We start from the raw sequence: 25,585 nt of genomic DNA, 5'->3' as shown, positions 1-25,585 counted from the left end.
GGGGCATCTGGTCCTCGAAACTCAGCGTCGGGCGGTTACCGGGTGCTCGATCGCGTACCGGTAGATATCGAGCAGTTGCTCGATGCTCTGGTGTGGTTGGTGCAACTTCTCGTACGTCGTCCGGGCCTGCCGGCCGAGGTCGTCGTACCGGTCCGGCGAGGCGTCGACGTCGAGCAGGAGCTTGGCGAGCGCGTCCGGACGGCCCGGCTCGAACAGCGCGCCGTCGACGCCGTCGGTGATCAGGTCCGGGAACGACCCGTGCCCCGACGCCAGCGGCGGTACGCCGACCGCCATCGCCTCGACGACCACCAGGCCGAACGTCTCCTCCCACTCCGAGGGCAGGACGACGCCCCGGGAGCGGCCGATCAGCTCGAACACCTGCTGCTTGCTCATCATCCCGCGCAGCTCGACCGACGGCCTGGTGGCCGCCCACGCGGTCACCTCGTCCAGCATCGGGCCGCCGCCGGCGATCACGAGCCGGAGCGCGTCGTCACCCGCGATCGCCCGGTACGCGTCCCAGCCCTTCATCAGCAGGGGTGCGCCCTTGGCCGCGTCGAGCCGCCCGACGTACGTCACCTGCCGCTCCCGCGGTCCGCCGACGGGACCGTCGTACGGAACGACGTTGTGCTTGACGAAGGACCGGTCCGGATCGAAGTCCATCGCGGCCATCAGGCGACGCTGGGACTCGGAGATGAAGATGTACGCCGAGACCAGCCGGCGCCAGGTGCGGCGATGGCTGCGTGCGTTCAGCACCGTGGTCGAGGTCGCCAGCGCCGATCCCCGGTAGCAGCGGTGGATCACCGCGGCGGCCGGGTTGCCGCCGGCACAGTCGTGACACACCTCGCCGTTGCGGAAGAAGTCACCGCTGGCGCACAGCAGTTTGTAGTTGTGCAAGGTGATCACGGCCGGGACGCCGGCCTTGCGGCACGCGTACAGGACGGACGGGCTCAGCAGCGGGAACGTGTTGTGGATGTGGACGACGTCCGGGCGGTCCTGTTCCAGCACCGCGGCGAGATCCCGCCGGCTCGCGGGGTTCCAGACCACGCGGGCGGGCAGCGTCGCCTTCTGCCAGGCGGGCCAGTCCTCGATGTCGTCACTGTGCCGTTCGAAGTGCCGGACGTCGTGGCCGAGTGCGGCCAGCGCGTCGCTCTCTTGATCGACCACCCGGTTCTCGCCGCTCGGCGCGGTCGACCGGTATCGGTTGTGAACCAGCAGGATCTTCATCGCATCCCCTCGCGGGTGGATGTGGAATAGACGAGTGACGCGGCCAGCGTCAGTTCGAGCAGGTACGGCGACGCCTCGCTGAGTCCGCTCTCGGTGAATGAGGCGATCACGCAGTAGGCGACGAGGAAGAGCGCGAGCGCCCGGTGCGGGCCCTGCGGCCGGAACCACGCGGCGGTCAGGACGAAGAGCACGAGCATGATCGTGAGCGCGACCCCGACCAGCCCGACGTCGTAGTACGTGCCGAGCCAGTTGCTGTCGATCGGCAGGCCGTTGAAGGACTTGTTGGACAGGCCGAAACCGAAGAAGGTCTCGAAGGTCGTTCGCGGCTGGGCCAGGATCGAGTCCCACACCGCCTTCCGGCCGGTCAGTGCGCCGAGCTCCTGGGTGTCCTGTCCGCGGGCCAGCCAGGTCGCCACCACCGAGCTGAGGGTGAGTGCCCCGACGGAGAAGACGACGATGCCGATCGCGAACGCCTTGCGGACCCGCGACCGCGCGGTGAACAGGCTCAGCCCGGCGATCAGTACGCCGGCCAGCAGCGCGATCAACGCGGTCCGGGTGTGGGTCAGGAGCAGGACCGGAATGGCCACCAGCACACTGGTGAACGCGACCGCGCGCCGGAGGTGGCCGGACATCCACAGCACGATCGTGAGGCCGGCGGCCACCGCGGCGTAGTGCCCGACCTGGGTCGGTGGGATCGGCCAGATGATGCCGCCGAGCCGGTCCTCGGTCAGCGCCAGTCCCGGCGCGACGAACAGACCGAGGACGACCGAGGCGAGGATCGCCCACAGGACCATGAGGTGCGTGCGCACCAGCAGCAGGTCGCGGCGGGTCCACCACGGCGTCAGCAGCCACAGCACCAGGGCGAACCCGCACAGGCGGCCGGCCCGGAACAGCGCGCCGAACAGGAACTCGGCGCGGACGCTGGCCAGCAGTCCCTCCGCGGCCAGGGTCAGCAGCAGGAAGATGAAGACACTCGGCCGGATCCGGACCGGCCGGTTCACCATCAGCGCCACTGTCAAGGCGCCGATCAGCGCCAGCTGCGCGATGAGCTTGCCGACCGATCCCGGAATCGGCAACAGGTGCGGGGCGCCGGGGAAGAACGTCATCACGTTCAGCACCAGCAGCGCCCAGGCCAGCTGGACGCGCCGCCGCCGGCGGACCTCGGGCGCGACGACCCGCCGGGTCGGGCGGTGCCCCAGCCGGGTGGCCAGCTGGGTACTGAGGCGGGCGGCGACCGTGGTCATCGGCGGAACATCTCGACGTCCACGGTCCTGGGCCGCCCGGCCTCGGCCTCGGCGACGCCGACACCCTCGTCGGTACGGTCCGGACGCAGGACCACAGCGGTCTCCATCTCGAGGCCGGCCAGCCGCAACATCTCGCCGGTGGCCTGGATCCTGGTCGCGGTCGACTCGCCCGCGGTGACGACGACCGCGGCGTGCGACGCCCAGGTGCCGAGGTGGTCGGCGCCGAGCTCCGGCCGCAGGGTGGTCAGGGTCAGCACGAGATCGGCGACCTCCCAGGCCGCGTCGAGCTGGATGTCACCCGAGTTCGACGGCCGGCTGGTGTCGCTCAGGTGCAGGTAGCACCCCAGTGCCGGGCCGGCGGCCGGGTCGGGGCGGTGGACGTCGATGCGCTGCCCCGGCGCGCTGAAGCGGGACTCGTGCGTACCGTGCGTCTTCACCCCGAGCATCCCCGCGAGCCGGCCGGACTCGGTCAGGTCGGCCACCAGGACGTGTTTGCCGTCCTCGGCCTGCGCCACCGCCAGCGCCGCCACCACGAGCGCGCAGGTCTTGACGTCGTCGACGCTGACCACGGCCATCGCCGGCGTGGGCCGCTCGCCCCAGAAGATGCGCTGGTCGAGGTGCTGCACCATCAGCCGCACCTCCGGCTGCTGGCGTTGCGACTGGCGCAGGTAGCGCGGCCGCGGCAGCAGTTGGAAGCGCGATGGTCGTGGGCTGCTCAGCCGGATCCTGGCGCCCAGGGCCTGGGCGATATCCTGGCGCTTCCACAGCCGGTCGGAGATCAGCGCGCGCACGATGACGAAGCCGAGACCGATGAACAGTCCCGCGATCAGCCCGGTGCCGGCGTTGATCACGAGCGTCCGCTTGGCCGAGACCGGTACCGGAGACGCCGCGTCGAGCATCCGGCTGCTGTTCATCCGCAACGCCTGCGTCGACTGGTCGAGCAGCTGCTGCTGGACATACGTGAGCCGGTCGCGGGCGGCGCCGAGCCGGACCCCCTCCGGGCTGTTCGGACGCTTCATCTCCTCCGGATTGTCACCGGCGGCGGTGACGGCTTGTTCCGCCACGTCCACATCGTTCTGGGCCGAGATCAGGTCGCGGCGCAGCGGCGCGTCCTGCAACGCGATCTGCTCCTTCCGGTAGACCAGGAAGACCTGGGCGACCGCCGTGGCCAGCTTGGTCGCCTCGTCGCTGGTCTTCGCCCCCGCGGTGATCTCCATCACCCGGTCGGTCTTGGCGCCTACGGAGTACTCCTTGAGCATGTCGTCCTGGGTCACCGGCAGCTTGAGCAGGTCGATCACCCGCTGCGCCACGGTGTGCGTGGTGGCCAGGCTGACGTCCGTGGCCATCGCCTTGGCCGGGTCCTCACCGTCGCGGTGGGTGAGCAGCAGCCGGGTCGACGACACGTTCGGCGACGGCATGACGACCGTCGACGCCAGCCCGCCGGCCAAACCGATCAGCGCGGCGATGAGCCAGATGCGCAGGTGCCGGCGGACGGCGTCGCGGAGGAAGCGGAAGGTGACCAGTGCGTCCGGCGGGTACGCCTTCGACGGCTGGTCGTCGAACAAGCCGTCGTCGTCGGCCCAGGCCGGGTCGCTCACGACGGGTTCGTTGGAGGGCTGGTTACTCATTTAGTCCTCCTCGCGGTGCCGGTGAGGAGGGTGGGCAGCCGCGAGCTGGACCTGCGGGCGGACTGCGAGACGCGCCCGATGGTGCGGTCCGTCGGGTCCGGATCGGTGACGACCAGGCCGTCGATGTTGCGGTCGTCGGCCGCGGCCGCGACCGCGAGCCGGGCCAGTTCCTCGGCGGTCACGGTGCCGGCCGACAGGGCCACGATCGTGTTGGTGGTCGGCTCGGCGCCGGCCACGTGCGGCGCCTCCCGGTCGACGACGACCAGATGGATGCTCAAGGCGGCGTCATCGGACCCTTCCTGGTGCGAGTCGACCACGATCGAGGTGGAGATGCCGATCGAATTGGCCAGCGTCGCGAGCTGCGGACCGAGCGGCAGCGCCTTGTCGTCGCCGGCGAACGAGATGACGGTCAGCGAGAGCGGCCCGCGGCCCTTCACGTCCAGGCCGAGGTGGTGCAGCGTCTTGCGCAGGCTCCAGGCCTCGACCGCCGTCGGTGAGTAGTGCTCGAGCAGATAGGCCCAGTCGGAGGCGTCGTTCGCCCGGTACGACGAGACCGATGCCAGCACCGGTAGTCCGACCGCGTCGGCGAACTCGTCGCGCAGCCGCAGCCTACGGTCGCCACGCACCTTGGCGAGGACGCCGATCGATCCGGCCACCGCGCCGATGAGCGCACCGAGCAGGCCGAAGATCCCCAGATGAATTGCCATGTTGCCGCCGCGTGCGGTTGTCGCCTGTTCCAAGACCCGTGCCCCCGTTTTCTTCCCCAGGTCGCCGGGCAGCTTCTGGTCGGTGGTGACGAAGACCAGGTAGACCTCGGCGACGGCATTCGCCAGTCGCATCGACTGGGCGGCCGTCGTGCCCTTGGCGTCGATCTTGATGACGTCCTCGGTGACGGCGGTGACCTTGACCCGGCCGCGGACCACTTCGGTCGGCAGCGGCGGGGTCAGGTTCTGTCCGGCGCTCTTCAGCACCGGCTCGCTCTCCGCGATGAAGACCTGCGTGTCGATGCTCTGCGTGCCGGTGGCCTTCTCCGGATCGGCCGCCGGCGGTGGCGGCAGCACCACGAGCGAGGTGGCCGTGTGCAGGGGCGGCACCAGGAACCCGGCGGCCACGCCGCCGAGCAGGCCGACCGCTGCCACGGCAGCCACGATCAGGCGATGCCGACGGATGGCCCGCCAGGACTTCTTGACGTCGAGCTGCTGTGTGCTCACAGTCCCCTCCAGTCGAACGCCACGGTGTTGTCTGTTAATAGAGGGCGGCGAGCGGAGGCTGATACAGCGGAAGTGCGGTCAAGACCGGAATCGGAAGGTGCTGACCACCGGGGAGTCCGCCGACAGGGTCCCGGCGCCGATCAAGGTGGTGATCGGGACCTTGTGGCCGAACCGCGGTGAGTACCAGCCCAGGAACGGATCGTCGCCCCCGCGGTGCGCGGTCCAGGTCAGGCCTGCCGGCAGTTCGACGACCGCCGAGCCGGTCGGCCACTCCAGCCGTCCGATCGCGCGGTCCAGCTCTACGGTCACCTCAGGTCCGAGGTGCCAGGCGATGCGTACGTCGGCCGTTGCGTCGAGGTGGTCCTCGACCCGCAGCACGCGATGATCCAGTACGGCGGTCCGCCGGTGAGTGACCGGTGTTTCGCCGGCCTGGTAGCCGTCGTGCTCGGCGTCCCAGGTGATCACGTCACCGTCGGCGGCGTACCGGCGTACGCGGGAGGTTGCTCCGCGCAGCCAGAGGAACGGGCCGCCCTGGACGGACTGCTCGGCGCCGGCGACCTCGACGGTGTTGTGGGCGATGGTGGAGCGGAAGTAGTTCCGCCACTCCTCCTCGCCGTGGTAGCAGTACGTGCCCGGGTCGGCCAGGATGTCGACGCCGCCGACCCGGACCTCCAGGGACAGCGCGTCGCAGTGCGCGTGCGCGGCGATGGACAGGAAGCCGTGCGGACCGGCGTCGGCGCGGCACCAGATCTCCGGACCCGCGTCGCGGCTGCGGAGGATCGTCAGGCCGGCATCCTCGAAGTGCTCCGGCCGGTCGGCGGGCCGGTTGCGTTGAGTGCCCTCGACGAGCGAGCCCACGATGACCGACGTCGCGGTCGCCGGGGTCTCCGGCCACCACGGCGCGCGGCCGACGACGGCGGCGCCGAGCGACAGGAATGCCGACCAGTTGTGGACATTCGGCGGATCGAGAACGAGCACCATGCCCTCGTCGTCGTCGCCCTGGCGGGGCGGCCGCAGCGTGTCGTCGACAATCGACGCGGCCACGTCGACGGTGCGCGTGAGCAGGGACCAGGTGTCCAGGCTGAGCGGATGACCGGCCTTGTCCGCCTCGAGAGCGGCGTACAGGCCGAGCTCGGAGACGAAGCGGTGGTAGTCCGTCGCGAGTTCGCGGTTCACGCCGGACGGGAAGGTGTTGGCGTCGAGCTCCTTCTCCAGCAGGGCTGCCGCGTCGGCCCGCCAGCGCGCGCTCTTGCCGAACCAGGGGAACGCGCAGGCGCCGACGAGCTGCCCGGCCGCCTCGGCGATCACGTGGTTGTTCGCCGACGAGCCGCGGCTCTGGAACGCCGCGAGGTAGCACTGGTGCCAGTAGATCTGCCGGAGGGCGAGCTCGTTGTGCTCGAACAGATCGGTGATCTCGGGCCAGTCGTTCAGCAGCCGGCGGATCCAGGTCCAGCTGATCAACCGGGTGCCGAGCTCGATCCCGCTGGCCCAGTGCACGCCGGACAGGAACGGGTTCGACCGCCACCAGTCGGTCAGGTGGTCGGCGACGCGCTCGGCGTAGGTGTCGTCGTGGGTCAGGTACCAGGCCGCGGCGAGCTGGGTGAGGTGGTGGTGGCGGGACAGCTCCCAGACCTGCTTGATGTTCCCGACCACCTCCTCGTTGCGGTGGTTCAGCTTGAAGACGTACTGCGCCGGGTCCGACCGCCTGCCGGTGGTCGGGTCCCGGAACCAGTCCGGAGCCTTCAGATCCGTCCGGTCGACGCCGAGCACCTCGAGCTTGCCGGCCATGATCGCGTCCGCGGTCGTGATGACGGCCTTGCGGACCTCCTCCGGTACGGCGCACGCGGTGTGCGGCGGGAGCGTCGTACCGAAGGTCAGCTCCTTGCGCAGCGGGAGGTGAACCTGCGCGTCCTGCCCGGGCCGGACCTGTTGGTAGGCCCAGGCGGTCCGGCGCGCGTGGTCGCGGGTGCGCCACACCAGCTCGGTGGGGGACATCCGGCGCAGGCGGCGGACGTACCAGCCCAGGGGCTGGCGGCTCACACTTTCTCCGGCTTTCCGCTGGCGAGGCTCTTGTCGACGGCGATGGTGGCGCGGGTGGTGGCGACCAGCGAGTCGAACGGGATCGGCATCGGGCCGCCGGACTTGACCGCGGCGACGAAGCGTTCGAGCTCGGTCCGCTGGCCCTTGTCGGTGCCGCGGGCCTTGCGGGTGGCCGGTTTGCGGCCGGTCCACACCGAGGCGCTCTGGAAGTTGTCCAGCCGGCCGTTGCGGCCGCCGCCGGTGATGTCCAGCGTCTCCTTCGGGAACCGCGCGTTGCCGCCGCCGACGTAGCTGATCGTGCCGACCGAGCCGTTCGCAAACCGGAGGGTGACGATCACGTCGCCGGTGTCGGGACCGGGTACGGCGTACACCTCGGTGGGCGCGCTGTTCAGCCACCAGCTCAGGGTGTCGATGAAGTGCCCGCCCTCACCGGCGAACCGGCTGCCTTCCTTGCCGGCGTCGAGGTACCAGCTGGTGGAGTCGAGCTTGCCGGCGTTCACCAGGTACCGCAGCGAGAAGTTGCCGCCCGGGTCGCCGAAGCGGTCCTTCAAGTCGGTCAGCAGCGGCGCGAACCGGCGGTTGAACCCGACCATCAGCCGGTCGTTGCCGGTGGCATCAACCGTTGCGACGATCCGGTCCAGGTCCTCGTCCGTCAGCGCCAGCGGCTTCTCGACGAACACCGCCTTGCCGGTCTCCAGCGCCCGGCAGGCAAGCTCCGCATGACTGCTGTGCCGCGTCACCACGAACACCGCGTCCAGCGACTCGTCCGCAAGCACGGCCTGCGACTCCGTGGCGATCTGCTCGAACCCGAACTTCTTCTGCGCGTTCGCAGCCGACAGCGACTTGTTCGTCGCCACATGCGCGAGCGCGGCGTCCTCGTTCTTCTGCAGATGAGGCAGCAGCATGCTGGACGCATAGTTCCCGGCTCCAATAAACCCAAGCCTGACGGATCCAGTTGTGGCGCTTGCAGGTCGCGCAACGGTTGCTGTTTGTGGCGCGCTCTCCTGCTGTGGAACATCCGGGTACTCGAACAGGAAGCCGACTCCGGGGAGGGCGCCCGAGCTCAACTGCTGGTAGGCCTCGGTGGCGTCTGCGATGGGGAAGGTGTTGGCGATCAGGGAGCCTACGTCGATCTGTTCGCGGGCGATCAGGTCGATGAAGCATTCCAGGTTGCGGCGTTCGGTCCAGCGGACGTAGCCGGCCGGGTAGTCGATGCCCTGGAGCTCGTAGCGGTCGTCGTACCGGCCGGGGCCGTAGGACCGCGAGAACCGGACGTCGAGCTCCTTGTCGTAGTACGCGTTCCACGGCAGGTCGAGCTTGGTCTTGCCGATGTCGACGACCCGGGCCCGGTCGCGGGCCAGCCGGGCGGCCGTCTCGACCGGACCGTTGGAGTGACCGCCGGCGGCCAGCAGGATGTGGTCCGCGCCCAGCCCGTTCGAAGCCTCCAGCAACGACCGCTCGAGCGACGCGACCCCGGCCTCGTCGGGCGACGAGCAGTGCAGCGCACCGGCCTTCTCCGCCATCCGGCAGCGGTCCTCGACCGTGTCGATCCCGAACACCCGCACCCCGGCCGCGACCAGCAACCGGACCACGAGCTGACCGACCAGCCCGAGCCCGATCACCACCGCGGTGTCGCCGAGCTGCACCTCCGCCTGCCGGACACCCTGCATCGCGATCGCACCGACCGTCGAGAACGCGGCTTGTTCCGGCTGCACCCCGTCCGGCACCGGCACACACAGGTTCAGCGGCACCCAGTTGTACTCCGCGTGCAGCGCGAACTCGTTGCCCGCGGCAGCGACCAGCTGCCCGACGCTGAACTCTTCCGCCCCGGCGCCGACCTCGACCACCACACCGCACAGCGAGTAGCCCAGCGGCGTGTACGAGTCGAGCTTGTTCATCACCTTCTTGTAGGTGTTGAGTGCGCCCTGCTGGGCGACGGAGTCCAGCACCTTCCGCACCTGGTCCGGACGTGCTTTCGCCTTGCCGACCAGCGACAGCTTCGCCTCGCCGACCTTCATCAGCTCGGTCCCGGTGGAGATCAGCGAGTACAGCGAACGGATCAGCACGCCGCCGGGCGCACAGGTGGGCGGAGGCACGTCCAGGACCGCCAGCTCACCGGACTTGTAGTTCTGTGCAACCTGCTTCATGTCCGTCCTTCAGAGAGAGGTAATGGTCACGCCGAGGGACCGCATGTGCCGGGTCCAGGTCTCCAACGTCAGCAACTGCCAGATCTGCTTCGAGTAGTCCTCGCGCCCGGCCCGCTCGTCGTCGACCAGTCGCTGTACGGCGGCCCGCTGCAGGAACCCACTCCCGACGAGCTCACCGCGCAGCAACGTGTCGTCGACCAGTTCGCGCAGGTCGTTGCGGACCCAGGCCCGCAGCGGCGCGCTGAACGACGCCTTCGGCCGGTAGATGATCTCCTTCGGCAGCCACGCCTCGGCCGCCTTCTTCAGCGCGAGCTTGCTCACCCGCCGGTGGATCTTCTCGCTGCCCGGGATCGAGAAGGCCGCCCGCGCCACGATCGGGTCCACGAACGGTGTCCGGACCTCGGTCGACGCGGCCATGCTGGACCGGTCGGTGTAGGCCAGGTTGAGCCCGGGCAGGAACATCCGCGAGTCGGCCAGGCACATCCGGTTCACGTGATCGTCGAGGGTGGTGTCGTGGTAGATGTCGCTGTGCTCGGCGAGCAGCTTCCCGACGTACGGCTCCAGGTCCGGGCTGATCAGGCCGGCCAGCTGGTCCCCGTCGTACATCGTGTAGCTGCGCCGGAACGCGGTCTCCTCGGACAGGTTCGCGAACGTCTCGAACCGCTTCGCCCACCGCGCGTACCGGAGTCCGCGACCGTTGACGGTGACCGGCAGCCGTCGTACGGCGGGCCCGATCAGACCGTTGCGCAGTACGCCGGGAAGCCGCTGGTACTGCGCTCCCATCACACAGGCGAGGTGCTTGCGGTAGCCACCGAACATTTCGTCGGCGCCCATCCCGGACAGCAGCACCTTCACCCCGGCGTCACGCGCGGTGTCGCACATCAGCAGCGTGTTGATCGCGGCCGGGTCGCCGATCGGTTCGTCCAGGATGTCGACGATCCGCGGCAGCAGCTCGACCACGTCCGGGGCGATCTCGATCTCGTGCAGGTCGATGCCGAACTGCTGGGCCACCTTGCGGGCGTAGATCGCGTCGTCGGGCATCGCCTCGAGCTTCTGGTCCTGCGCCCGGAACGTGATCGTGTACGAGTCGACGCTCGGATCCATCCGCTTCGCCAGCACGGTCACCAGGCTGGAATCCAGACCGCCGCTGAGGAAGGTGGACACCGGGACATCGGCGACCATGTGCGCGGCGACCGACTCTTCGATGATCGTGCGCAGATCGGCGCGCGGGCCGGCCGCCGCCTCGGTCGCGACGTCGGTCACGCGCCAGTACGTCTCGTGCCGCATGCTGCCGTCCGGCCGGAACTCCGCCCACGACCCCGGCGGCAACTTGTCCACGCCGTCGATCGCGCAGCGCTGCTCGGGAAGCCAGTAATAGAGCATCGACGCGATCAGCGCGCCGGGCTCGGTGCGGAGCTCGGGGCCGACCGCGGCGACCAGTGCCTTGAGCTCGGACGCGAAGATCACGCCGCCCTGCCGGCGGAGGAAGTACAGCGGCTTGATGCCGAGCGGGTCGCGGGCCAGGTACATGCTGCCGCTGTCCTCGTCGAGCATCGCGAACGCGAACATGCCGCGGAACCGCTTGAGGGAATCCGGGCCCCACCGTCGCCAGGCCTCCAGAACCACCTCGGTGTCGCCGTTGGTGCGGAACGCGACGCCGGCCTTGGACAGCTCGGCGCGGAGTTCCTTGTAGTTGTAGAGCTCGCCGTTGTAGCAGATCGTCAGGCCGCGCTTGGTGAACGGCTGGTCTGCCTCCGACGAGAGGTCGATGATCGACAGCCGGCGGTGCGCCAGGAAAGCCCGGACATCACCCTCGTCGAACGCGTACACGCGGTCGGCGTCCGGACCGCGGTGCGCGATCCGGTCGCTCATCGTCTCGGCGAGCGCGTAACCGTCGTGCTGCTGGTAGCAGCCGGCGATGCCGCACACCTCAGGATCCCGTCGCCCGGGCGACGTCGCCGACGTGGCTGACGTGACCGGTGAGCTGGTCGAACACCCCGACGTAGGCCTTCTGCTGATGCTTCCAGGCGAGCACCTGCTCGACCCGTTCGCGGCCGAACCGGCCCATCCGGCGGCGGCGGACCTCGTCGTCCAGCAGTTCGACGATCGCCTCGCCGTACAGCTCGACGTCGTTGGGCTCGACGTACACGGCGGCGTCCTCGGCGGAGACCTTGGTCTCGACCAGGTCGAAGGCGACGACCGGAAGCTCGAAGGCCATGTACTCCATCGTCTTGTTCATCGTCGACACGTCGTTGAGCGGATTCTTCGGGTCCGGCGACAGGCCGATGTCGGCGGTCGACATCACCGCGCGGACCGTCTCGTCCGGCACCCGGCCGGTGAACTCGACGTGCTCCTCGAGCCCGAGCTCGTCGCGCAGGGCGACGACGTCGTCGAAGGAGTCACCGCCACCCATCAGCGTGAACGCGATATCGGTCCGGCCGAGCTTGTTGACGATGTGATCCGCCGCGCGGACCACGATGTCGACGCCGTCCTGCGGACCCATCACGCCGATGTAGGTGACTAGGTAGCGGTGGCCGCGCCTCAACATCTGGCGCGACTCGTCCGTACCAGACGAGTCGCGGCGCAACTTGTCCGGGTCCGGCCCGGTGCGGACCACGGTCACGTCGTGGTTCGCCTTGCCGCTGCGGGTGATCGCGATCCGCCGGTACGAGTCGTTCGTCGACGTGACGTGATCGGCCTTGCGGTGCGTCATCCGCTCGAGGAACCGCAGTCCCTTGTACGGCAGGCTCGTCGTACCGCCGAAGCGGGACTGGAACAGCTCCGGACACAGGTCGTGGTGATCGAACACGAAGCGGGTCTTGTCCAGCCGGCGCAGCAGCATCGCGATCGGCCAGAAGATGTCCGGCGGGTTGCACGCCTGCAGTACCTGGAACTTGCCGGCCTTGCGGGCCCGCAGCACCAGCCGCAGCGTCATCAGGAACGAGTAGGCGTACTCCGCGACGAAGCCGATCTTGCTGCCGCCGGGCGAGTAGGCCTTGTACTGGTGCACGGTCACCTCGTCGATGACCTGGTACGACGGGTCGCCCGGACCCTTCGGGCACACGACGGTCACGTCGTACCCGGCCGCCACCAGGGCCTTGCACTCCAGCCAGACCCGGCGGTCGAACGGCACCCAGAGGTTCTGGATGATGATCAGGATGCGCGGACCGCTCACCAGCCCACTCCTTCGTATCCGGGCAGCGCCTCGACGGCTTCGCCGAGCCGGCCGACCAGGTCGATGGTCCGGGCCGGCGGCGCGCTGAGCAGGGCGTCGATGGCCGCGGTGTCGGTGGCCGAGACGATGGCCAGGTCCGCACCGTCCAGGGCGGCGGCCGGGTCGTCGGTGAGGACTCGCTGCAGGTGCGGGAGCTTCGACGTCACGTGCCGCAGGTTCGCGCCGACCAGGCGGCTCGGGTTCACGATCGCGTCGTAGATCCGCAGGTTGTAGCCCTTGCCGATCAGCCGTTCGGCCAGCTCGACGTTCGGGCTCTCGCGCAGGTCGTCGGTCGCGTGCTTGAAGCTCAGGCCGAGCAGTGCGATCTCGCGGCCCGGGCCGGCGATCACGCGGTCGACCACGTCGCGGACGGACCGCTCGTTGGTGGTCAGCGCGCCGGCCAGCAGCGGCAGGTCGGTGTTGTTCATCCGGGCCAGGTGCAGGACCGAGCGCAGGTCCTTCGGCAGGCACGAGCCGCCGAACGCGAAGCCGGGCTTCAGGTAGTACGGCGAGATGTTCAGGCTGGTGTCCTGGACGAAGATCCGCATCACCTCGCGGGAGTCCACGTCGTAGTGGCGGAAGATCCGGCCCATCTCGTTGGCGAACGAGACCTTGGTGGCGTGGAACGCGTTGCAGGCGTACTTGAGTGCTTCCGCTGTACGAACGTCGACAATCTGAACGTCGACATCCATGTCGCGCTTCTCGAAGATGAAGCCGAACAGGTCGGTCAGAGCGGTACCGACCTTCGGGTTACGCGTCCCGACCACGACGAACGGCGGGTCGTAGAAGTCGGCCAGGCCGGACCCTTCCCGCAGGAACTCCGGGGTCATCGCGGTCCCGAAGGTGACGTCCTCGGGTGCCGGCACCTCATTCAGCACCTGCTCGACCACCTCGTCGACCGTGCCCGGCGGGACCGTGCTGCGGACGACGACGCTGTGGAAGCCGGACGACGGCGGCACGACCACCTGCATGGCCTCGGCGATGTCGCGGACCGCGCGCCGGATGTAGGTGAGATCAGTGCTACCGGCCGGTGTCGACGGCGTTCCCACACAGATCAGTGAGACGTCGGCACCGTCCAGCGCGAGGCGTGGATCGGTGGTCGCGTGCAGTCTGCCCGCGGTGACCCCGTCCGCCACCAACTCGTCCAGGCCGGGCTCGACCACCGGGCTGTGTCCCTCGGTGATCGGACCTACCTTGGCGGTATCGACATCGACGCCCCAGACGTCGTGGCCGTTGGCGGCCAGGCACGCGGCCGTCACCGACCCCACATAACCCAAGCCGAATACGGCAACCTTCATAACGCCCCCCACAGGCTCAATCGCACGAATCCCCCACGTACCACAGCGCACAGGAGAGCAGCCTGCGAGCCGCCCTGATACACACCGGCAGAAATTGGCTCTCCAAATTGCCTGTATCAAGCGGCGTGCCCGGTGATCTGTATTGGTCGACAGGGCTGTGCCGGGGTGAGGGGAAGCGGATGAGGGTTCTGGTCACCGGGGATCGGGGTTACATCGGGGCCGTGATGGTGCCGTACCTGCGGGATGCGGGGCATCAGGTGGACGGGCTGGACACCGGGTTGTACGAGGGGTGTGACCTGCTGGGCGGGCCGGACCCGATCGGGAACCGGAAGCCGCGGGACATGCGGGACGTCACCGCGCGGGAGCTCGAGAACTACGACGCGGTGGTGTGTCTGGCCGCGTTGTCGAACGATCCACTGGGGCACCTGAACCGTGACTCGACGTACTCGGTCAACCTCGACGGGACACTGAACGTCGCGCGGGCGGCCAAGGAAGCCGGCATCGAGCGGTTCCTGTTCGCCTCCTCCTGCAGCCTGTACGGCGCAGCCGGTTCGGAAGCGGTCGCCGAGGACGCCGAGATGTTCCCGGTCACGCCGTACGGCGAGACCAAGGCGCTCGCCGAGCAGGAGCTGGCGAAACTCGCCGACGACACCTTCAGCCCGACGTACCTGCGCAACGCCACCGCGTACGGCGCCTCGACGCGCCTGCGCCTCGACATCGTGGTGAACAACCTGACCGCGATCGCGATGACGAGCGGCCAGGTCCGGCTGGAGAGCGACGGTACGCCGTGGCGCCCGCTGGTCCACATCGAGGACATCAGCCGCGCGTTCCTGACGGTGCTCGAGTCGCCACGCGAAGTCATCCACGACCAGGCGTTCAACGTCGGCCGGTCCGAGGACGTGGTCCAGGTCCGCGACATCGCCGAGATGGTCCGCGAGGCGGTGTCCGGCTCGACTCTGTCGATCGCCGACGGCGCCGGCCCGGACCTGCGCAACTACAAGGTCGACTTCAGCAAGCTCAACGACACCTTCCCGCACCTGAAGCTGGAGTGGACGGTCCGCAAGGGCGTCGACGAGCTGTACGCCGCGTACCAGCGGCACGGCCTCACCCTCGACGACTTCAACTCGGCCCAGTTCGTCCGGCTGCGCCGGATCCAGCAGCTGCTGGCCGCGGGCCTGGTCGACGACCAGCTGCGCCGGCAGACCGACGAGCAGTTCCCCGGTCCCGGGGACGCACTCTTCAAGGAGAAGCACTGACATGGGGGATTCAGTCGCCTGCCGCCTCTGCGGCGAGAAGCTGACACGCACCTTCGTCGACCTGGGCATGTCGCCGCCGTGTGAGAGCTACCTGCGCGCCGACCAGCTCGACAGCGGTGAGACCTTCTACCCGCTGCACGTCCGGATCTGCGACAACTGCCTGCTCGTCCAGCTGCCGGCGTACGTCGCGGCCGACGACGTGTTCAGCGACTACCTGTACTTCTCGTCGTACTCGACCAGCTGGGTGGAGCACGCCCGCCGGTTCGTCGTCGACATGCAGGAGCGGCTGGACCTCGGCGCGGAGAGCCTGATCGTCGAGGCGGCCAGCAACGACGGCTACCTGCTGCAGCACGCGGTGGCGCTCGGCATCCCGGTGCTCGGCATCGAGCCGGCCGCGAACATCGCCGAGATCGCCAACGAGAAGGGCATCCTGACCGAGAGCTACTTCCTCGGCGAGGAGACCGGCACGGACGCGGCGTCCCGGCACGGCCGGGCGGACCTTGTCGTCGGCAACAACGTGTTCGCGCACGTGCCGGACATCGTCGACTTCGCCAAGGGCCTGCGCGCGCTGGTGAAGGACGACGGCCTGGTCTCGCTGGAGTTCCCGCACCTGCTCCGGCTGATCGAGCGTCGTCAGTACGACACGATCTACCACGAGCACTACCAGTACCTGACCCTCAAGACCGCCGCGCTCGCGCTGGAGAAGGCCGGCCTGAAGGTGGTCGACGTCCAGGAGCTCGCCAGCCACGGCGGATCGCTGCGGGTCTTCTCGACACCGATCGAGACGGCGGGGGAGCCGTCGGAGCTGGTGCTGAAGGTCCTGCAGGACGAGGCGGATGCCGGCCTGCACACGGTCGAGGGACACGAAGGCTTCGCCAAGGACGTGTTCGCGATCAAGGCCGACCTGGTCACCTTCCTGGTGCAGGCCGCCCGGGCCGGCAAGACGGTCGCCGGGTACGGCGCTCCCGGCAAGGGCAACACGTTGCTCAACCACTGCGGTATCCGCGAGGACCTGCTGCCGTACACGGTCGACCGGAGCCCGCACAAGCACGGCATGTTCCTGCCGGGCACGCACATCCCGATCCACGCCCCGGAGCGCCTCGCCGAGACGCGCCCCGACTACATCGTGATCCTCCCGTGGAATCTGCGCGAGGAGATCGTCCACCAGCTCGGTTACGCACGCGAGTGGGGCGCCAAGTTCGTCGTACCCATTCCACGCCTCGAAGTGATCTGAAACGTGTTGGGGGGAAGGGAAGTCAGATGAAGGTCGTGATCTTCTGTGGGGGCTTCGGGCTGCGGATGCGCAGCGGGGTGGACTCCGCACCGAAACCGATGATGACGATCGGCGACCGGCCGGTCCTGTGGCACGTGATGCGGTACTACGCACACTTCGGCCACACCGAGTTCATCCTGTGCCTGGGCTTCGGGGGGTCCGCGGTCAAGGAGTACTTCCTGCGGTACGAGGAGACGGTCTCCAACGACTTCGTGATGTCGAAGGGCGGACAGCGGATCCAGCTGCTCGACTCCGACATCAGCGAGTGGAAGATCACCTTCGTCGACACCGGGATCGACACCAGCATCGGCGAGCGGCTGCGCCGGGTCCGTCCGTACCTGGAGGACGACGACGCGTTCCTGGCCAACTACGGCGACGTCCTGACCGACGCACCGATGGACAAGATCGTCGATCACGTGATGACCAGCGACATCACCGCCAGCCTGCTCGCGGTCCCGCCGCAGGCGTCCTTCCATGTGGTCGAGTTCGACAACGACTCCCGGATCACCGGGCTGCGGTCGGCCGCGGACCTGAACGTGTGGATCAACGGCGGGTACTTCGTGATCAAGAAGGAGATCTTCGACGTCCTGCACGAGGACGAGGATCTGGTCGGCGACGCGTTCCCGCGGCTGTCCGCGATGCGCAAGCTGGAGGCGATCCCGCACCACGGGTTCTGGGCACCGATGGACACCCTCAAGGAGCGCAGTCAGCTGGAGGAGCTGTACCGGTCCGGCAAGAAGCCGTGGGCGCTGTGGAGCCACGAGTCCCGCGAGCAACAGGCCCAGGTCCTGGACAAGGCACCCTTCAGCACCCCCGGTGACCCGGTAGTGGTGGCGATCTGATGCTGCCGTTCCAGCTCGGCCTGATCGACGGACCGGTCCATCTGGTTGCCCTCGGCGCCCATCCGGACGACATCGAGATCGGCTGCGGCGGCACGCTGCTCAAGCTGGCCGAGTCGGTACCGGAGCTGACCGCCGAGTTCGTGATCGCGACCGGGACGTCGCTGCGGCTGGAGGAGGCCCGCCGGGCGGCGGAGCTGTTCCTGCCCGAGTGCGAGGTGACGGTGACCTCCGCCGAGCTGCCGGACGGCCGGCTGCCGTCGTACTGGAACGAGACCAAGGAGTTGCTGGAGGCAACGGCTCGGGGGAGCCGGCGCCCCGATTTGGTGCTGGCGCCGAGCCGTACCGACGCGCACCAGGATCACCGTCTGATCGCCGAACTGGCGCCGACGGTGTGGCGCGACCACCTGGTCCTGCACTACGAGATCCCCAAGTGGGACGGCGACATCAGCCGGCCGTGGCTGTACGTCGAACTGACCGAGGAGCAGTTGCGGGAGAAGGTCGCCCGGCTGCACAAGGCCTATCCGTCCCAGGTCCCGCACGACTGGTTCGACGAAGAGGTCTTCGCCGGGCTGGCCCGGCTGCGCGGGATGGAGTGCCGGGCGAAGTACGCCGAAGCGTTCACCACGGCCAAAGCGACGTTGTCATGGTGACCGGAGGGGGACAAGTGAGCGTCAAGTGTCGTGGGTGCGCGGGGGAGAACGTCGTACCCGTGGTCGATCTGGGGCCGCAGCCGTGTGCGGACTACTTCCCGCCGGCCGAGACCCCTGGTCCCGATCCACGCTGGCCGCTCGAGCTCTGGCTGTGCCGGGACTGCACGCTGGTCCAGCTCGGTCCGGTCGAGCCGCAGCTGCCGGAGGAGCCGCTGGCGGTCGAGTCGGCGACGAGCATCGCGCACGCGGAGAAGTCGGTGAAGGAGATCCTCACCGAGTACCCGGAGCTGAACGGCGGAGTCGTGTTCGAGTTCGCCAGCCACCACGGTGGTTCGTGGCTCGAGCACCTGTACGCCGCTGGGTCGCGGCTGGCCGGTGACGGCGAGAAGGCCGGTCTCGTGATCGACGTGCACGGCATCGTGCACGAGCCCCAGTACGGCGAGATGCTGAAGCTGCGGGCGGAGCGGCTCGCGCCGGGCGGCCTGTTGGTGATGGAGTTCCACCACCTGCTGCCGTTGTTCATCGGCAACCAGTTCGACACCATCCGGCACGGCCACTGGGCCTACGTCTCGCTGCGCGCGCTGCAGAACGTCGCGGCGCTGCACGGCCTGACGGTCGAGTCGGTGAAGCAGGTCGACATGTTCGGCGGCAGCCTGATGGTGATGCTCCGGCACACCGCGGACGCGAAGCCGGACGCCTCGGTCGACGTACTGCTCGAGGACGAGGACGCCGCCGGGATCGCCGACGAGGTGCAGCTGTCCAGCCTGCAAGAGGCTGCGTGGCACGCGGCTGGCGCACTGCACGACGAGCTGGCCCGTCACAAGGCCGCCGGCCGGACAGTCCTCGGGTACGGCGCTCCTTCGAAAGCGCCCGTGCTCCTGGACCTCAGCAAGGTGACCACGGACCTGCTGGAGTTCACGGTCGACATGGCGCCGGGTAAGCACGGACGCCGGATCCCCGGCGGTTGCGGCGTACCGATCCGGCCCATCGACGAACTGCGGGCCGCACGGCCGGAGGTCGTCCTGGTGCTGACCTGGGACATCGCCGACGAAGTGATCTCGCAGTTGGAGGCCGGTGGCGGCTGGGGTGCGACGTACCTCGTCCCGCTGCCCGAACCCCACGAAGTCGTGGGCTGACGCATGAAAGGGGTTCTGCGCCGCCTCACCTGGGGACTCGCCGATCAGGCTGTGACCAGCCTGGTCAGCTTCGTGGTCGGCATCGTCGTCGCGCGGTCGCTGGGCGCTGTGGAGTTCGGCGCCTTCAGCCTCGCATGGGTGACGTACGGAGTCGTGGTGAACATCTCCCGCGGCCTCGCCACCGACCCGCTGGCGGTGCGGTTCAGTGGAGTACGGCGGTCGCAGTGGCGGACCGCCGTGGCGAGCTCGACCGGGATGGCGATCGCGGTCGGGCTGATCCTCGGCGCGATCTGCGTCGTCGTCGGTTTGTTGCTCCCCGGCCGGACCGGTCCGGCGTTCCTCGCGCTGGGCATCGTGCTGCCCGGGCTGATGCTGCAGGACAGTTGGCGGTTCGCGTTCTTCGCGTCCGGTCAGGGTGGCAAGGCGTTCATCGCCGACATCACCTGGGCGGTGGGACTGGTCCCGCTGCTCTACCTGGCGTCCCGGGATCCGAGCGTCACCCGGTTCGTGCTGGCCTGGGGCGCCGCCGCGGCGTTCGCCGCGCTGGTCAGTGCATTGCAGGCCGGCGTCGTACCGCGGTTGTTCCGGGCGCTCGACTGGCTGCGGACGCACCGCGACCTGGGGCTGCGCTACCTGGCGGAGAACCTGACCATCAGCGGTGCGTACCAGTTCAAGATGTACGGTCTCGGCGCGTTCGCCGGGGTCGCCGCGGTCGGAACCGTCCGCGGCGCCGAGATGATGCTCGGCCCGTTCTTCATCGTGCTGTCCGGTATCGGTCTGGTGGCGGTCCCGGAAGCGGCCAGGGTGCTGCGGCGCCGGCCGAAGTCGTTGCCACTGTTCTGCCTGCTGCTCGGTGGGGCGCAGGCCTTCGCCGCCCTGATGTGGGGCCTGGCGCTGCTGTTCCTGCTGCCGGACAAGTGGGGGCACGCGCTGCTCGGCGAGGTGTGGCTAACCGCCTCCGCACTGTTGCTACCGGCAACTTTGTCGGTGATGTTCGCGAGCTTCTACACCGGGGCGTCGGCCGGCCTGCGGGCGCTCGGCGTGGCCCGGAGGAGCCTGCGTGCCCAGCTGTACGCGTCGACGGCATACCTGATCGGCGGTGTCGGCGGCGGTGCGATCGGCGGCGCGCTCGGGTCGTCCTGGGGTGCGGCCTGCGCGACGTTCATCGCCTCGATCGTGTGGTGGTGGACCTTTGGGGTGGGGATCCGGGAGCGGTGGGCGCAGCTGGACGCCGGCGAGGCTGTGCCTGCCGCCCCCGAGGCGGCCACCCCGCCTGTCGAGGCGGCACAGTTGCAGGACGAGATGCCAGAAATGAGGAGCATATGAACGCGGCACCACGGCTGAGCATCGGCCTCCCGGTGTACAACGGCGAGAAGTACCTCGCCGAGTCGCTGGACGCCCTGCTGGGACAGAGCTACGGCGACTACAAGCTGATCATCTCCGACAACGCCTCGACCGACGGCACCGAAGAGATCTGCCGGCAGTACCTGGCGAAGGACTCGCGGCTCAGCTACTACCGGCAGCCGGTCAACATCGGCGCCACGCCGAACCACAACTGGACCTTCGAGCACTCCAGTACCGAGCTGTTCAAGTGGGCGTCGTACGACGACCTGTACGGCCGGGACCTGCTGGCCCGCTGCATCGAGGCGCTCGACGACGACCCGCACCTGGTCCTCGCACACGCGTACCAGGCGATCATCGACGGCGCGGGCGACATCGTGCTGGAAGTGGACTATCCGCTGGACACGACCAACCCGCATGCACCGGACCGGTTCCGCAGCCTGCTGTTCGACGTGGGTGGTGACGACTTCTACGGCGTGATGCGCTCGGACATCCTGCGCCGTACGCCGTTGAACGGCAGCTACCACCACTCCGACCGGACGATCATGGCGGAGCTCGCCCTGTACGGCCGGTTCCACCAGGTGCCGGAACTGCTCTTCTTCCGCCGCGACCACCCGGACCGGGCCGAGCGGGCCAAGCCGACCATCCGGTCCCGCTCGGCGAACATGGAGCCGAGCCGGGCGAGCCGGTTGCGCAATCCCACGGTCCGGCTGATCGGTGAGTATGTCGGCGGCTTCGTCGGCGGAATCCGGCGCGCGCCGCTGTCGTCGGCCGACCGGCGGGAGTGCTACGGCCACCTGACGCGCTGGCTGGCCAGCCGTGCGGTTCGCCGATCGACGGGGCGGATCGAGGACAGCAAGCCGGACGCGGCGCCGACCGCGATCCCGGACAGCTCCGCCGTCGCCGGTCAACGGAGGGTCGCAGAGGGATGAGCACGGCCATTGCGGACAGGGCGCCGAAGATCGCCGTCTTCGGCCTGCTGGGATCGGGCAACCTGGGCAACCACGGGTCGCTGGACGCGATGCTGTGGTTCCTGCGGCGCGACCACCCGGAGGCGGAGATCAGTTGCGTGTGCTCGGGTCCCGAGACGCTGGAGCGCCAGTACGGCGTCCCGTCGGTCGCGATGACCTGGTTCCAGCAGCACGGTCCCGGCCGGTCCCGCCTCACGACCATCCTGCTCAAGATGTTCGGCAAGGTGGCCGACCTGGTCCGGATGCCGCTGCTGCTGCGCCGCTACGACCTGATCATCGTGCCGGGCATGGGCGTTTTGGAGACCACCCTCGAGCTCAACCCGTGGGGCTTCCCGTACGCGCTGTTCCTGATGTGTCTGTCGGCGCGGATCGCGGGAGCGCGGGTCGCGTTCGTCAGCGTCGGCGCGAACGTCGCGCGCGAGCGGTCGATCCGGTACCTATTCACCAACGCCATGCGGATGGCGACGTACCGCTCGTACCGCGACAGCTACTCGCGGGACGCGATGCGGCAGATGGGCCTGGACACCAGCAAGGACGCGGTCTACCCGGATCTCGCCTTCGCCCTGCCGGAACCGAAGGAGCCGGAGGAGCCGGAGTCGCGCGATCCGCGGCGGACCATCGCCCTCGGCGTGATGGAGTACCACGGCACCTCGGCCGACCGGGGCCGGTCGACGGAGATCTACAGGCAGTACGTCGGCAAGATCATCGACTTCGCCCGGCGGGTCGTCGACGAGGGCTACCGGATCCGGCTCGTCACCGGCGACCCGGCCGACGAGGCCGTGGTGTCCGCCGTCGTCGACGACCTGCGGCAGACCCGGCCGGACCTGGTCGACGCGCAGGTGGTCCGGGAACCCGCGGAGTCTCTCGGCGAGCTGATGGAGCAACTGGCCGGCGTCGACCTGGTGGTCGCGTCGCGCTACCACAACGTGCAGTCGGCGCTGAAGCTGTCGAAGCCGACCATCTCGATCAGCTACGGGGTCAAGAGCGACATCCTGATGGAGGGCATGCGGCTGGCCGAGTTCCGGCAGCCGATCCGGGACCTCGACGTGGACCGGCTGATGGACCAGCTGCACGCGCTCGAGGCGCGCGCGGGCGGGCTCGAGTCCGCGATGCGGGAGAAGAACGCCGAGTACGGCGAGCAGCTCGAGCGCCAGTTCGCCGTACTGTCCGACCGGTTCTTCGCCGGCCGGACGGCGCCCAGGGGCAGCGACCAGTAGGAGGATCGATGGACGTCATTCAGGTACCGAGGATCGCCGGCGCGCTGCTGTTCATGCCCACGCCGTACGTGGACGAGCGCGGCTTCTTCTGCCGGACCTTCGACCGCGCCGTGGTCGCCGCGGCCGGACTCGATCCCGACGCGTTCGAGCAGGACAGCGTCTCCCGCTCGGTGAAGGGCGTCATCCGTGGCATGCACGTGCGCTCCGGCGCCGGTGAGGCCAAGCTCGTGCGCTGCTCGTCCGGGGCGGTCCTCGACGTGGTCGTCGACCTCCGGCCGGACTCACCGACGTACCGCAACACCGAGTACTTCGACCTGACCGGCGAGAACCAGGTCACCGTCTACGTCCCGGCCGGCTGTGCGCACGGGTTCCAGGCGCTGACCGATCCCGCCGATGTGTCGTACCGGATCGACCGCGCCCACGACCCGCGCGAGGACGTCTCGATCCGGTTCGACGATCCCGATCTCGCCATCGCCTGGCCGCTGCCGGTCACGCTGATGTCGGAGCGGGACAAGGCGGCATCATCACTGGCACTGGCCACTGCGAGGCTGACATGACGAAATCCTTCGGTAACTCCGTCGCGGCCAACAAGCGGCTGCAGGACCTGATTCCGGGCGGCGCGCACACCTACGCCAAGGGCGAGGACCAGTACCCGGCCGACATGGCGCCGGTCATCGACTACGGCGACGGCGCGCATGTGTGGGACGTCGACGGCAACGAGTACATCGAGTACGGCTCCGGCCTGCGCGCCGTCAGCCTCGGCCACCGGCATCCGAAGGTCCTCGAGGCGGTCCGGCGCGAGATCGAGCGGGGCAGCAACTTCGTCCGGCCGAGCATCATCGAGCTCGAGGCGGCCGAGCGCTTCCTCACCTCGGTGCCGACGGCCGAGATGGTGAAGTTCGCCAAGAACGGCTCGGACGCCACTACCGCCGCGGTCAAGCTGGCCCGGGCGGTCACCGGCCGTCCGCTGATCGCGCTCTGCTCCGACCACGCGTTCTTCTCGATCGACGACTGGTTCATCGCGCGGACGCCGATGTCGGCCGGCATCCCCGAGGAGATCGGCGGCCTGACCGTCGGCTTCCCGTACGGCGACCTGGCCGCCACCGAGGAACTGCTGATCCGGCACGAGGGCCAGATCGCCTGCCTGATCCTGGAAGCGGCGACCCAGCACGATCCGCCGGCCGGCTACCTCGAAGGCCTGCGCGACCTGGCCCACCGCTACGGCGCGCTGCTGATCTTCGACGAGATGATCACCGGCTTCCGGTTCTCCGCGTCCGGAGCCCAGGGCCTGTACGGCGTGACGCCGGACCTGTCCACGTTCGGCAAGGCACTCGGCAACGGGTTCGCCGTATCCGCGCTGGCAGGCCGTCGTGAGCTGATGGAACGCGGGGGACTGCGCGACAGTCACGAGCGGGTGTTCCTGCTCAGCACCACGCACGGCGCCGAGACGCATGCTCTCGCGGCGGCGATCGCCACCATGAACGTCTATGAATCCGAGGGCATCGCGGCCCGCCTGCACGAGCTCGGCAACAAGCTCGCGGCGGGTGTCGGTGAGGTCGCCGCGGCGGCCGGTGTCCAGGACCACGTCGTCGTTCGCGGCCGGGCCAGCAACCTGGTCTTCGCGACACTCGACGAGAACCTGGCGCCGTCGCAGCCGTACCGCACGCTCTTCCTGCGCGAGCTCATCCTCGGCGGCGTGATCGGGCCGTCGTTCGTGGTGAGCAGCGCCCTCACCGACGCGGACATCGACCGCACGGTGGAGGTGGTCGCGCAGGCCTGTGCCGTCTATCGCCAGGCCTTGGACGCCGGCGACCCGACGGAGTGGCTGGGCGGCCGCCCGGTCAAGCCGGTACTCCGCCGGTACGTGTAGCGAAGTACAAGACGCGCCCTGGGGGGACGCGCCCACCGAAGAACCTCTCGTCGAGGCGGACGGCTGGGGCAAGTCACGGGGACTTGGTCATGAAGCCGGCGCCCGCCGGCCTGACGAGAGGGGCTCTCTATGCATTCCATCTATGTCGACGCCGACTTCGGCGACGACGAACGCCGGCAGAAGCTGTACGACGGCGACCTGTTCGTCTACTCGCCGCGACCGTCGACCCTGGCGCTCACCGAGTTCGCCGGACAGCTGGCCCGGGAGGCATTCGCTCCGCTGGACCCGGAGACGGCACAGTTCGACATGGCGGTCGAGGACTACGCGGCGCTGCTCGCCGAGCTGAAGCCGCGCTTCATCCACCATCCGGAGTCGAAGCGGCTGATCCAGGCGATGCTGGTCGACTTCGGCTGTGATCCGGAGCAGGTGTACTTCGACGTCCCGCGGATGCGGAGCTCGACGTCGAACGACTACCTCACCACCGGGATCGCGTTCGCCTTCCACCCGCATCGCGACACCTGGTACTCGGCACCGAGCTTTCAGCTCAACTGGTGGCTGCCGATCTTCGCGATCACCGCGGAGAACGGGCTCGCCTTCCACCCGAGGTACTGGCAGACCCCGGTCCGCAACAGCTCCCGGGTCTACAACTACGCGGAGTGGAACGCGACCAGCCGCAAGATCGCCGCGACTCAGATCGGCACCGACACCCGGGTGCAGCCGGTGCCGGAGGAAGAGGTCGAGCTGCTGCCGCAGCTCCGTCCGATCTGCAAGCCCGGCGGCATCATCTTGTTCTCGGGTGCGCAGCTGCACTCCAGCGTGCCGAACAGCTCCGGCCGGACGCGGTTCAGCATCGACCTGCGCACCGTCCACCTGGGCGACGCGCTGGACGGCCGGGCGGCGCCGAACATCGACTCGGCGTGCACGGGCACGACGATGGGCGACTACCTCCGGGTCAGCGACTTGGAGCACGTCCCGGCCGACGTGGTCGCCGCCTTCGACACCCCGAGCGTCGCGATCGCGTGA

Annotated in this window: 20 protein-coding genes; 11 read left to right on the top strand and 9 right to left on the bottom strand. The window is 69.0% G+C overall.

The window, feature by feature from the left end:
* Nucleotides 1-21: 21 nt before the first annotated feature.
* From AB0E63_RS05950 to AB0E63_RS05910, 9 genes are all read right to left on the bottom strand, one after another.
* Nucleotides 22-1,224, bottom strand: a complete 1,203-nt coding sequence (locus tag AB0E63_RS05950) for a glycosyltransferase (protein ID WP_360362028.1) — start codon at nucleotides 1,222-1,224, stop codon at nucleotides 22-24.
* Nucleotides 1,221-2,468, bottom strand: coding sequence for a hypothetical protein (locus AB0E63_RS05945; protein ID WP_360362025.1), 1,248 nt, complete (start codon nucleotides 2,466-2,468; stop codon nucleotides 1,221-1,223). Before AB0E63_RS05945 ends, AB0E63_RS05950 begins: the two co-directional genes overlap by 4 nt.
* Nucleotides 2,465-4,096 carry a hypothetical protein gene (locus AB0E63_RS05940; protein ID WP_360362022.1) on the bottom strand — a complete coding sequence of 544 codons (1,632 nt, stop codon included), beginning with the start codon at nucleotides 4,094-4,096 and terminating at the stop codon, nucleotides 2,465-2,467. Before AB0E63_RS05940 ends, AB0E63_RS05945 begins: the two co-directional genes overlap by 4 nt.
* Complete coding sequence (locus tag AB0E63_RS05935) at nucleotides 4,093-5,307, bottom strand: Wzz/FepE/Etk N-terminal domain-containing protein (protein ID WP_360362019.1); 1,215 nt, start codon at nucleotides 5,305-5,307, stop codon at nucleotides 4,093-4,095. The genes AB0E63_RS05940 and AB0E63_RS05935 overlap by 4 nt, the downstream gene beginning before the upstream one ends.
* Nucleotides 5,308-5,385: 78 nt before the next feature.
* On the bottom strand, nucleotides 5,386-7,347 hold the full coding sequence (locus AB0E63_RS05930) for an alginate lyase family protein (RefSeq protein WP_360362016.1): 1,962 nt from the start codon (nucleotides 7,345-7,347) through the stop codon (nucleotides 5,386-5,388).
* On the bottom strand, nucleotides 7,344-9,494 hold the full coding sequence (locus tag AB0E63_RS05925) for a bi-domain-containing oxidoreductase (protein ID WP_360362013.1): 2,151 nt from the start codon (nucleotides 9,492-9,494) through the stop codon (nucleotides 7,344-7,346). Before AB0E63_RS05925 ends, AB0E63_RS05930 begins: the two co-directional genes overlap by 4 nt.
* A 9-nt stretch (nucleotides 9,495-9,503) precedes the next feature.
* Nucleotides 9,504-11,423, bottom strand: a complete 1,920-nt coding sequence (gene asnB / locus AB0E63_RS05920) for an asparagine synthase (glutamine-hydrolyzing) (protein ID WP_360362010.1) — start codon at nucleotides 11,421-11,423, stop codon at nucleotides 9,504-9,506.
* 1 nt (nucleotide 11,424) lies between these two features.
* The gene (locus AB0E63_RS05915; protein WP_360362007.1) at nucleotides 11,425-12,669 is read right to left on the bottom strand and encodes a glycosyltransferase family 4 protein; all 1,245 of its coding nucleotides are present in this window, start codon (nucleotides 12,667-12,669) and stop codon (nucleotides 11,425-11,427) included.
* A complete protein-coding gene (locus AB0E63_RS05910) occupies nucleotides 12,666-14,006 on the bottom strand; it encodes a nucleotide sugar dehydrogenase (RefSeq protein ID WP_360362004.1) in 1,341 nt (446 codons plus the stop codon). The genes AB0E63_RS05915 and AB0E63_RS05910 overlap by 4 nt, the downstream gene beginning before the upstream one ends.
* 179 nt (nucleotides 14,007-14,185) lie before the next feature.
* On the opposite strand from AB0E63_RS05910, the gene AB0E63_RS05905 reads away from it, so the two are divergent.
* From AB0E63_RS05905 to AB0E63_RS05855, 11 genes are all read left to right on the top strand, one after another.
* Nucleotides 14,186-15,262, top strand: a complete 1,077-nt coding sequence (locus AB0E63_RS05905) for an SDR family oxidoreductase (protein ID WP_360362001.1) — start codon at nucleotides 14,186-14,188, stop codon at nucleotides 15,260-15,262.
* Nucleotide 15,263: 1 nt separating this feature from the next.
* The gene (locus AB0E63_RS05900) at nucleotides 15,264-16,496 is read left to right on the top strand and encodes a class I SAM-dependent methyltransferase (RefSeq protein WP_360361998.1); all 1,233 of its coding nucleotides are present in this window, start codon (nucleotides 15,264-15,266) and stop codon (nucleotides 16,494-16,496) included.
* Between the two features lie 26 nt (nucleotides 16,497-16,522).
* Nucleotides 16,523-17,377, top strand: a complete 855-nt coding sequence (locus tag AB0E63_RS05895) for a sugar phosphate nucleotidyltransferase (RefSeq protein ID WP_360361995.1) — start codon at nucleotides 16,523-16,525, stop codon at nucleotides 17,375-17,377.
* Nucleotides 17,377-18,027 carry a PIG-L family deacetylase gene (locus AB0E63_RS05890; RefSeq protein ID WP_360361992.1) on the top strand — a complete coding sequence of 217 codons (651 nt, stop codon included), beginning with the start codon at nucleotides 17,377-17,379 and terminating at the stop codon, nucleotides 18,025-18,027. The genes AB0E63_RS05895 and AB0E63_RS05890 overlap by 1 nt, the downstream gene beginning before the upstream one ends.
* A gap of 14 nt (nucleotides 18,028-18,041) precedes the next feature.
* On the top strand, nucleotides 18,042-19,163 hold the full coding sequence (locus AB0E63_RS05885; RefSeq protein WP_360361989.1) for a methyltransferase C-terminal domain-containing protein: 1,122 nt from the start codon (nucleotides 18,042-18,044) through the stop codon (nucleotides 19,161-19,163).
* Between the two features lie 3 nt (nucleotides 19,164-19,166).
* Nucleotides 19,167-20,489 (top strand): hypothetical protein, encoded by a 1,323-nt coding sequence (locus tag AB0E63_RS05880; RefSeq protein WP_360361986.1) that lies wholly within the window; start codon nucleotides 19,167-19,169, stop codon nucleotides 20,487-20,489.
* Nucleotides 20,486-21,436 (top strand): glycosyltransferase, encoded by a 951-nt coding sequence (locus AB0E63_RS05875; RefSeq protein ID WP_360361984.1) that lies wholly within the window; start codon nucleotides 20,486-20,488, stop codon nucleotides 21,434-21,436. The genes AB0E63_RS05880 and AB0E63_RS05875 overlap by 4 nt, the downstream gene beginning before the upstream one ends.
* Entirely contained in the window at nucleotides 21,433-22,692 is a 1,260-nt protein-coding gene (locus AB0E63_RS05870; protein ID WP_360361981.1) for a polysaccharide pyruvyl transferase family protein, read from the top strand. Before AB0E63_RS05875 ends, AB0E63_RS05870 begins: the two co-directional genes overlap by 4 nt.
* Nucleotides 22,693-22,700: 8 nt before the next feature.
* Nucleotides 22,701-23,249: a dTDP-4-dehydrorhamnose 3,5-epimerase family protein gene (locus AB0E63_RS05865; protein WP_360361978.1), complete on the top strand. Its 549-nt coding sequence runs from the start codon at nucleotides 22,701-22,703 to the stop codon at nucleotides 23,247-23,249.
* A complete protein-coding gene (locus AB0E63_RS05860) occupies nucleotides 23,246-24,562 on the top strand; it encodes a glutamate-1-semialdehyde 2,1-aminomutase (RefSeq protein ID WP_360361975.1) in 1,317 nt (438 codons plus the stop codon). Before AB0E63_RS05865 ends, AB0E63_RS05860 begins: the two co-directional genes overlap by 4 nt.
* A gap of 129 nt (nucleotides 24,563-24,691) precedes the next feature.
* On the top strand, nucleotides 24,692-25,585 hold the full coding sequence (locus tag AB0E63_RS05855; RefSeq protein ID WP_360361972.1) for a phytanoyl-CoA dioxygenase family protein: 894 nt from the start codon (nucleotides 24,692-24,694) through the stop codon (nucleotides 25,583-25,585).

The organism is Kribbella sp. NPDC026596 (assembly GCF_040638415.1).
Classification (GTDB): domain Bacteria; phylum Actinomycetota; class Actinomycetes; order Propionibacteriales; family Kribbellaceae; genus Kribbella.
Note: the sequence above shows the minus strand (reverse complement) of the source record. Positions and strands in the feature narration are given on the sequence as shown.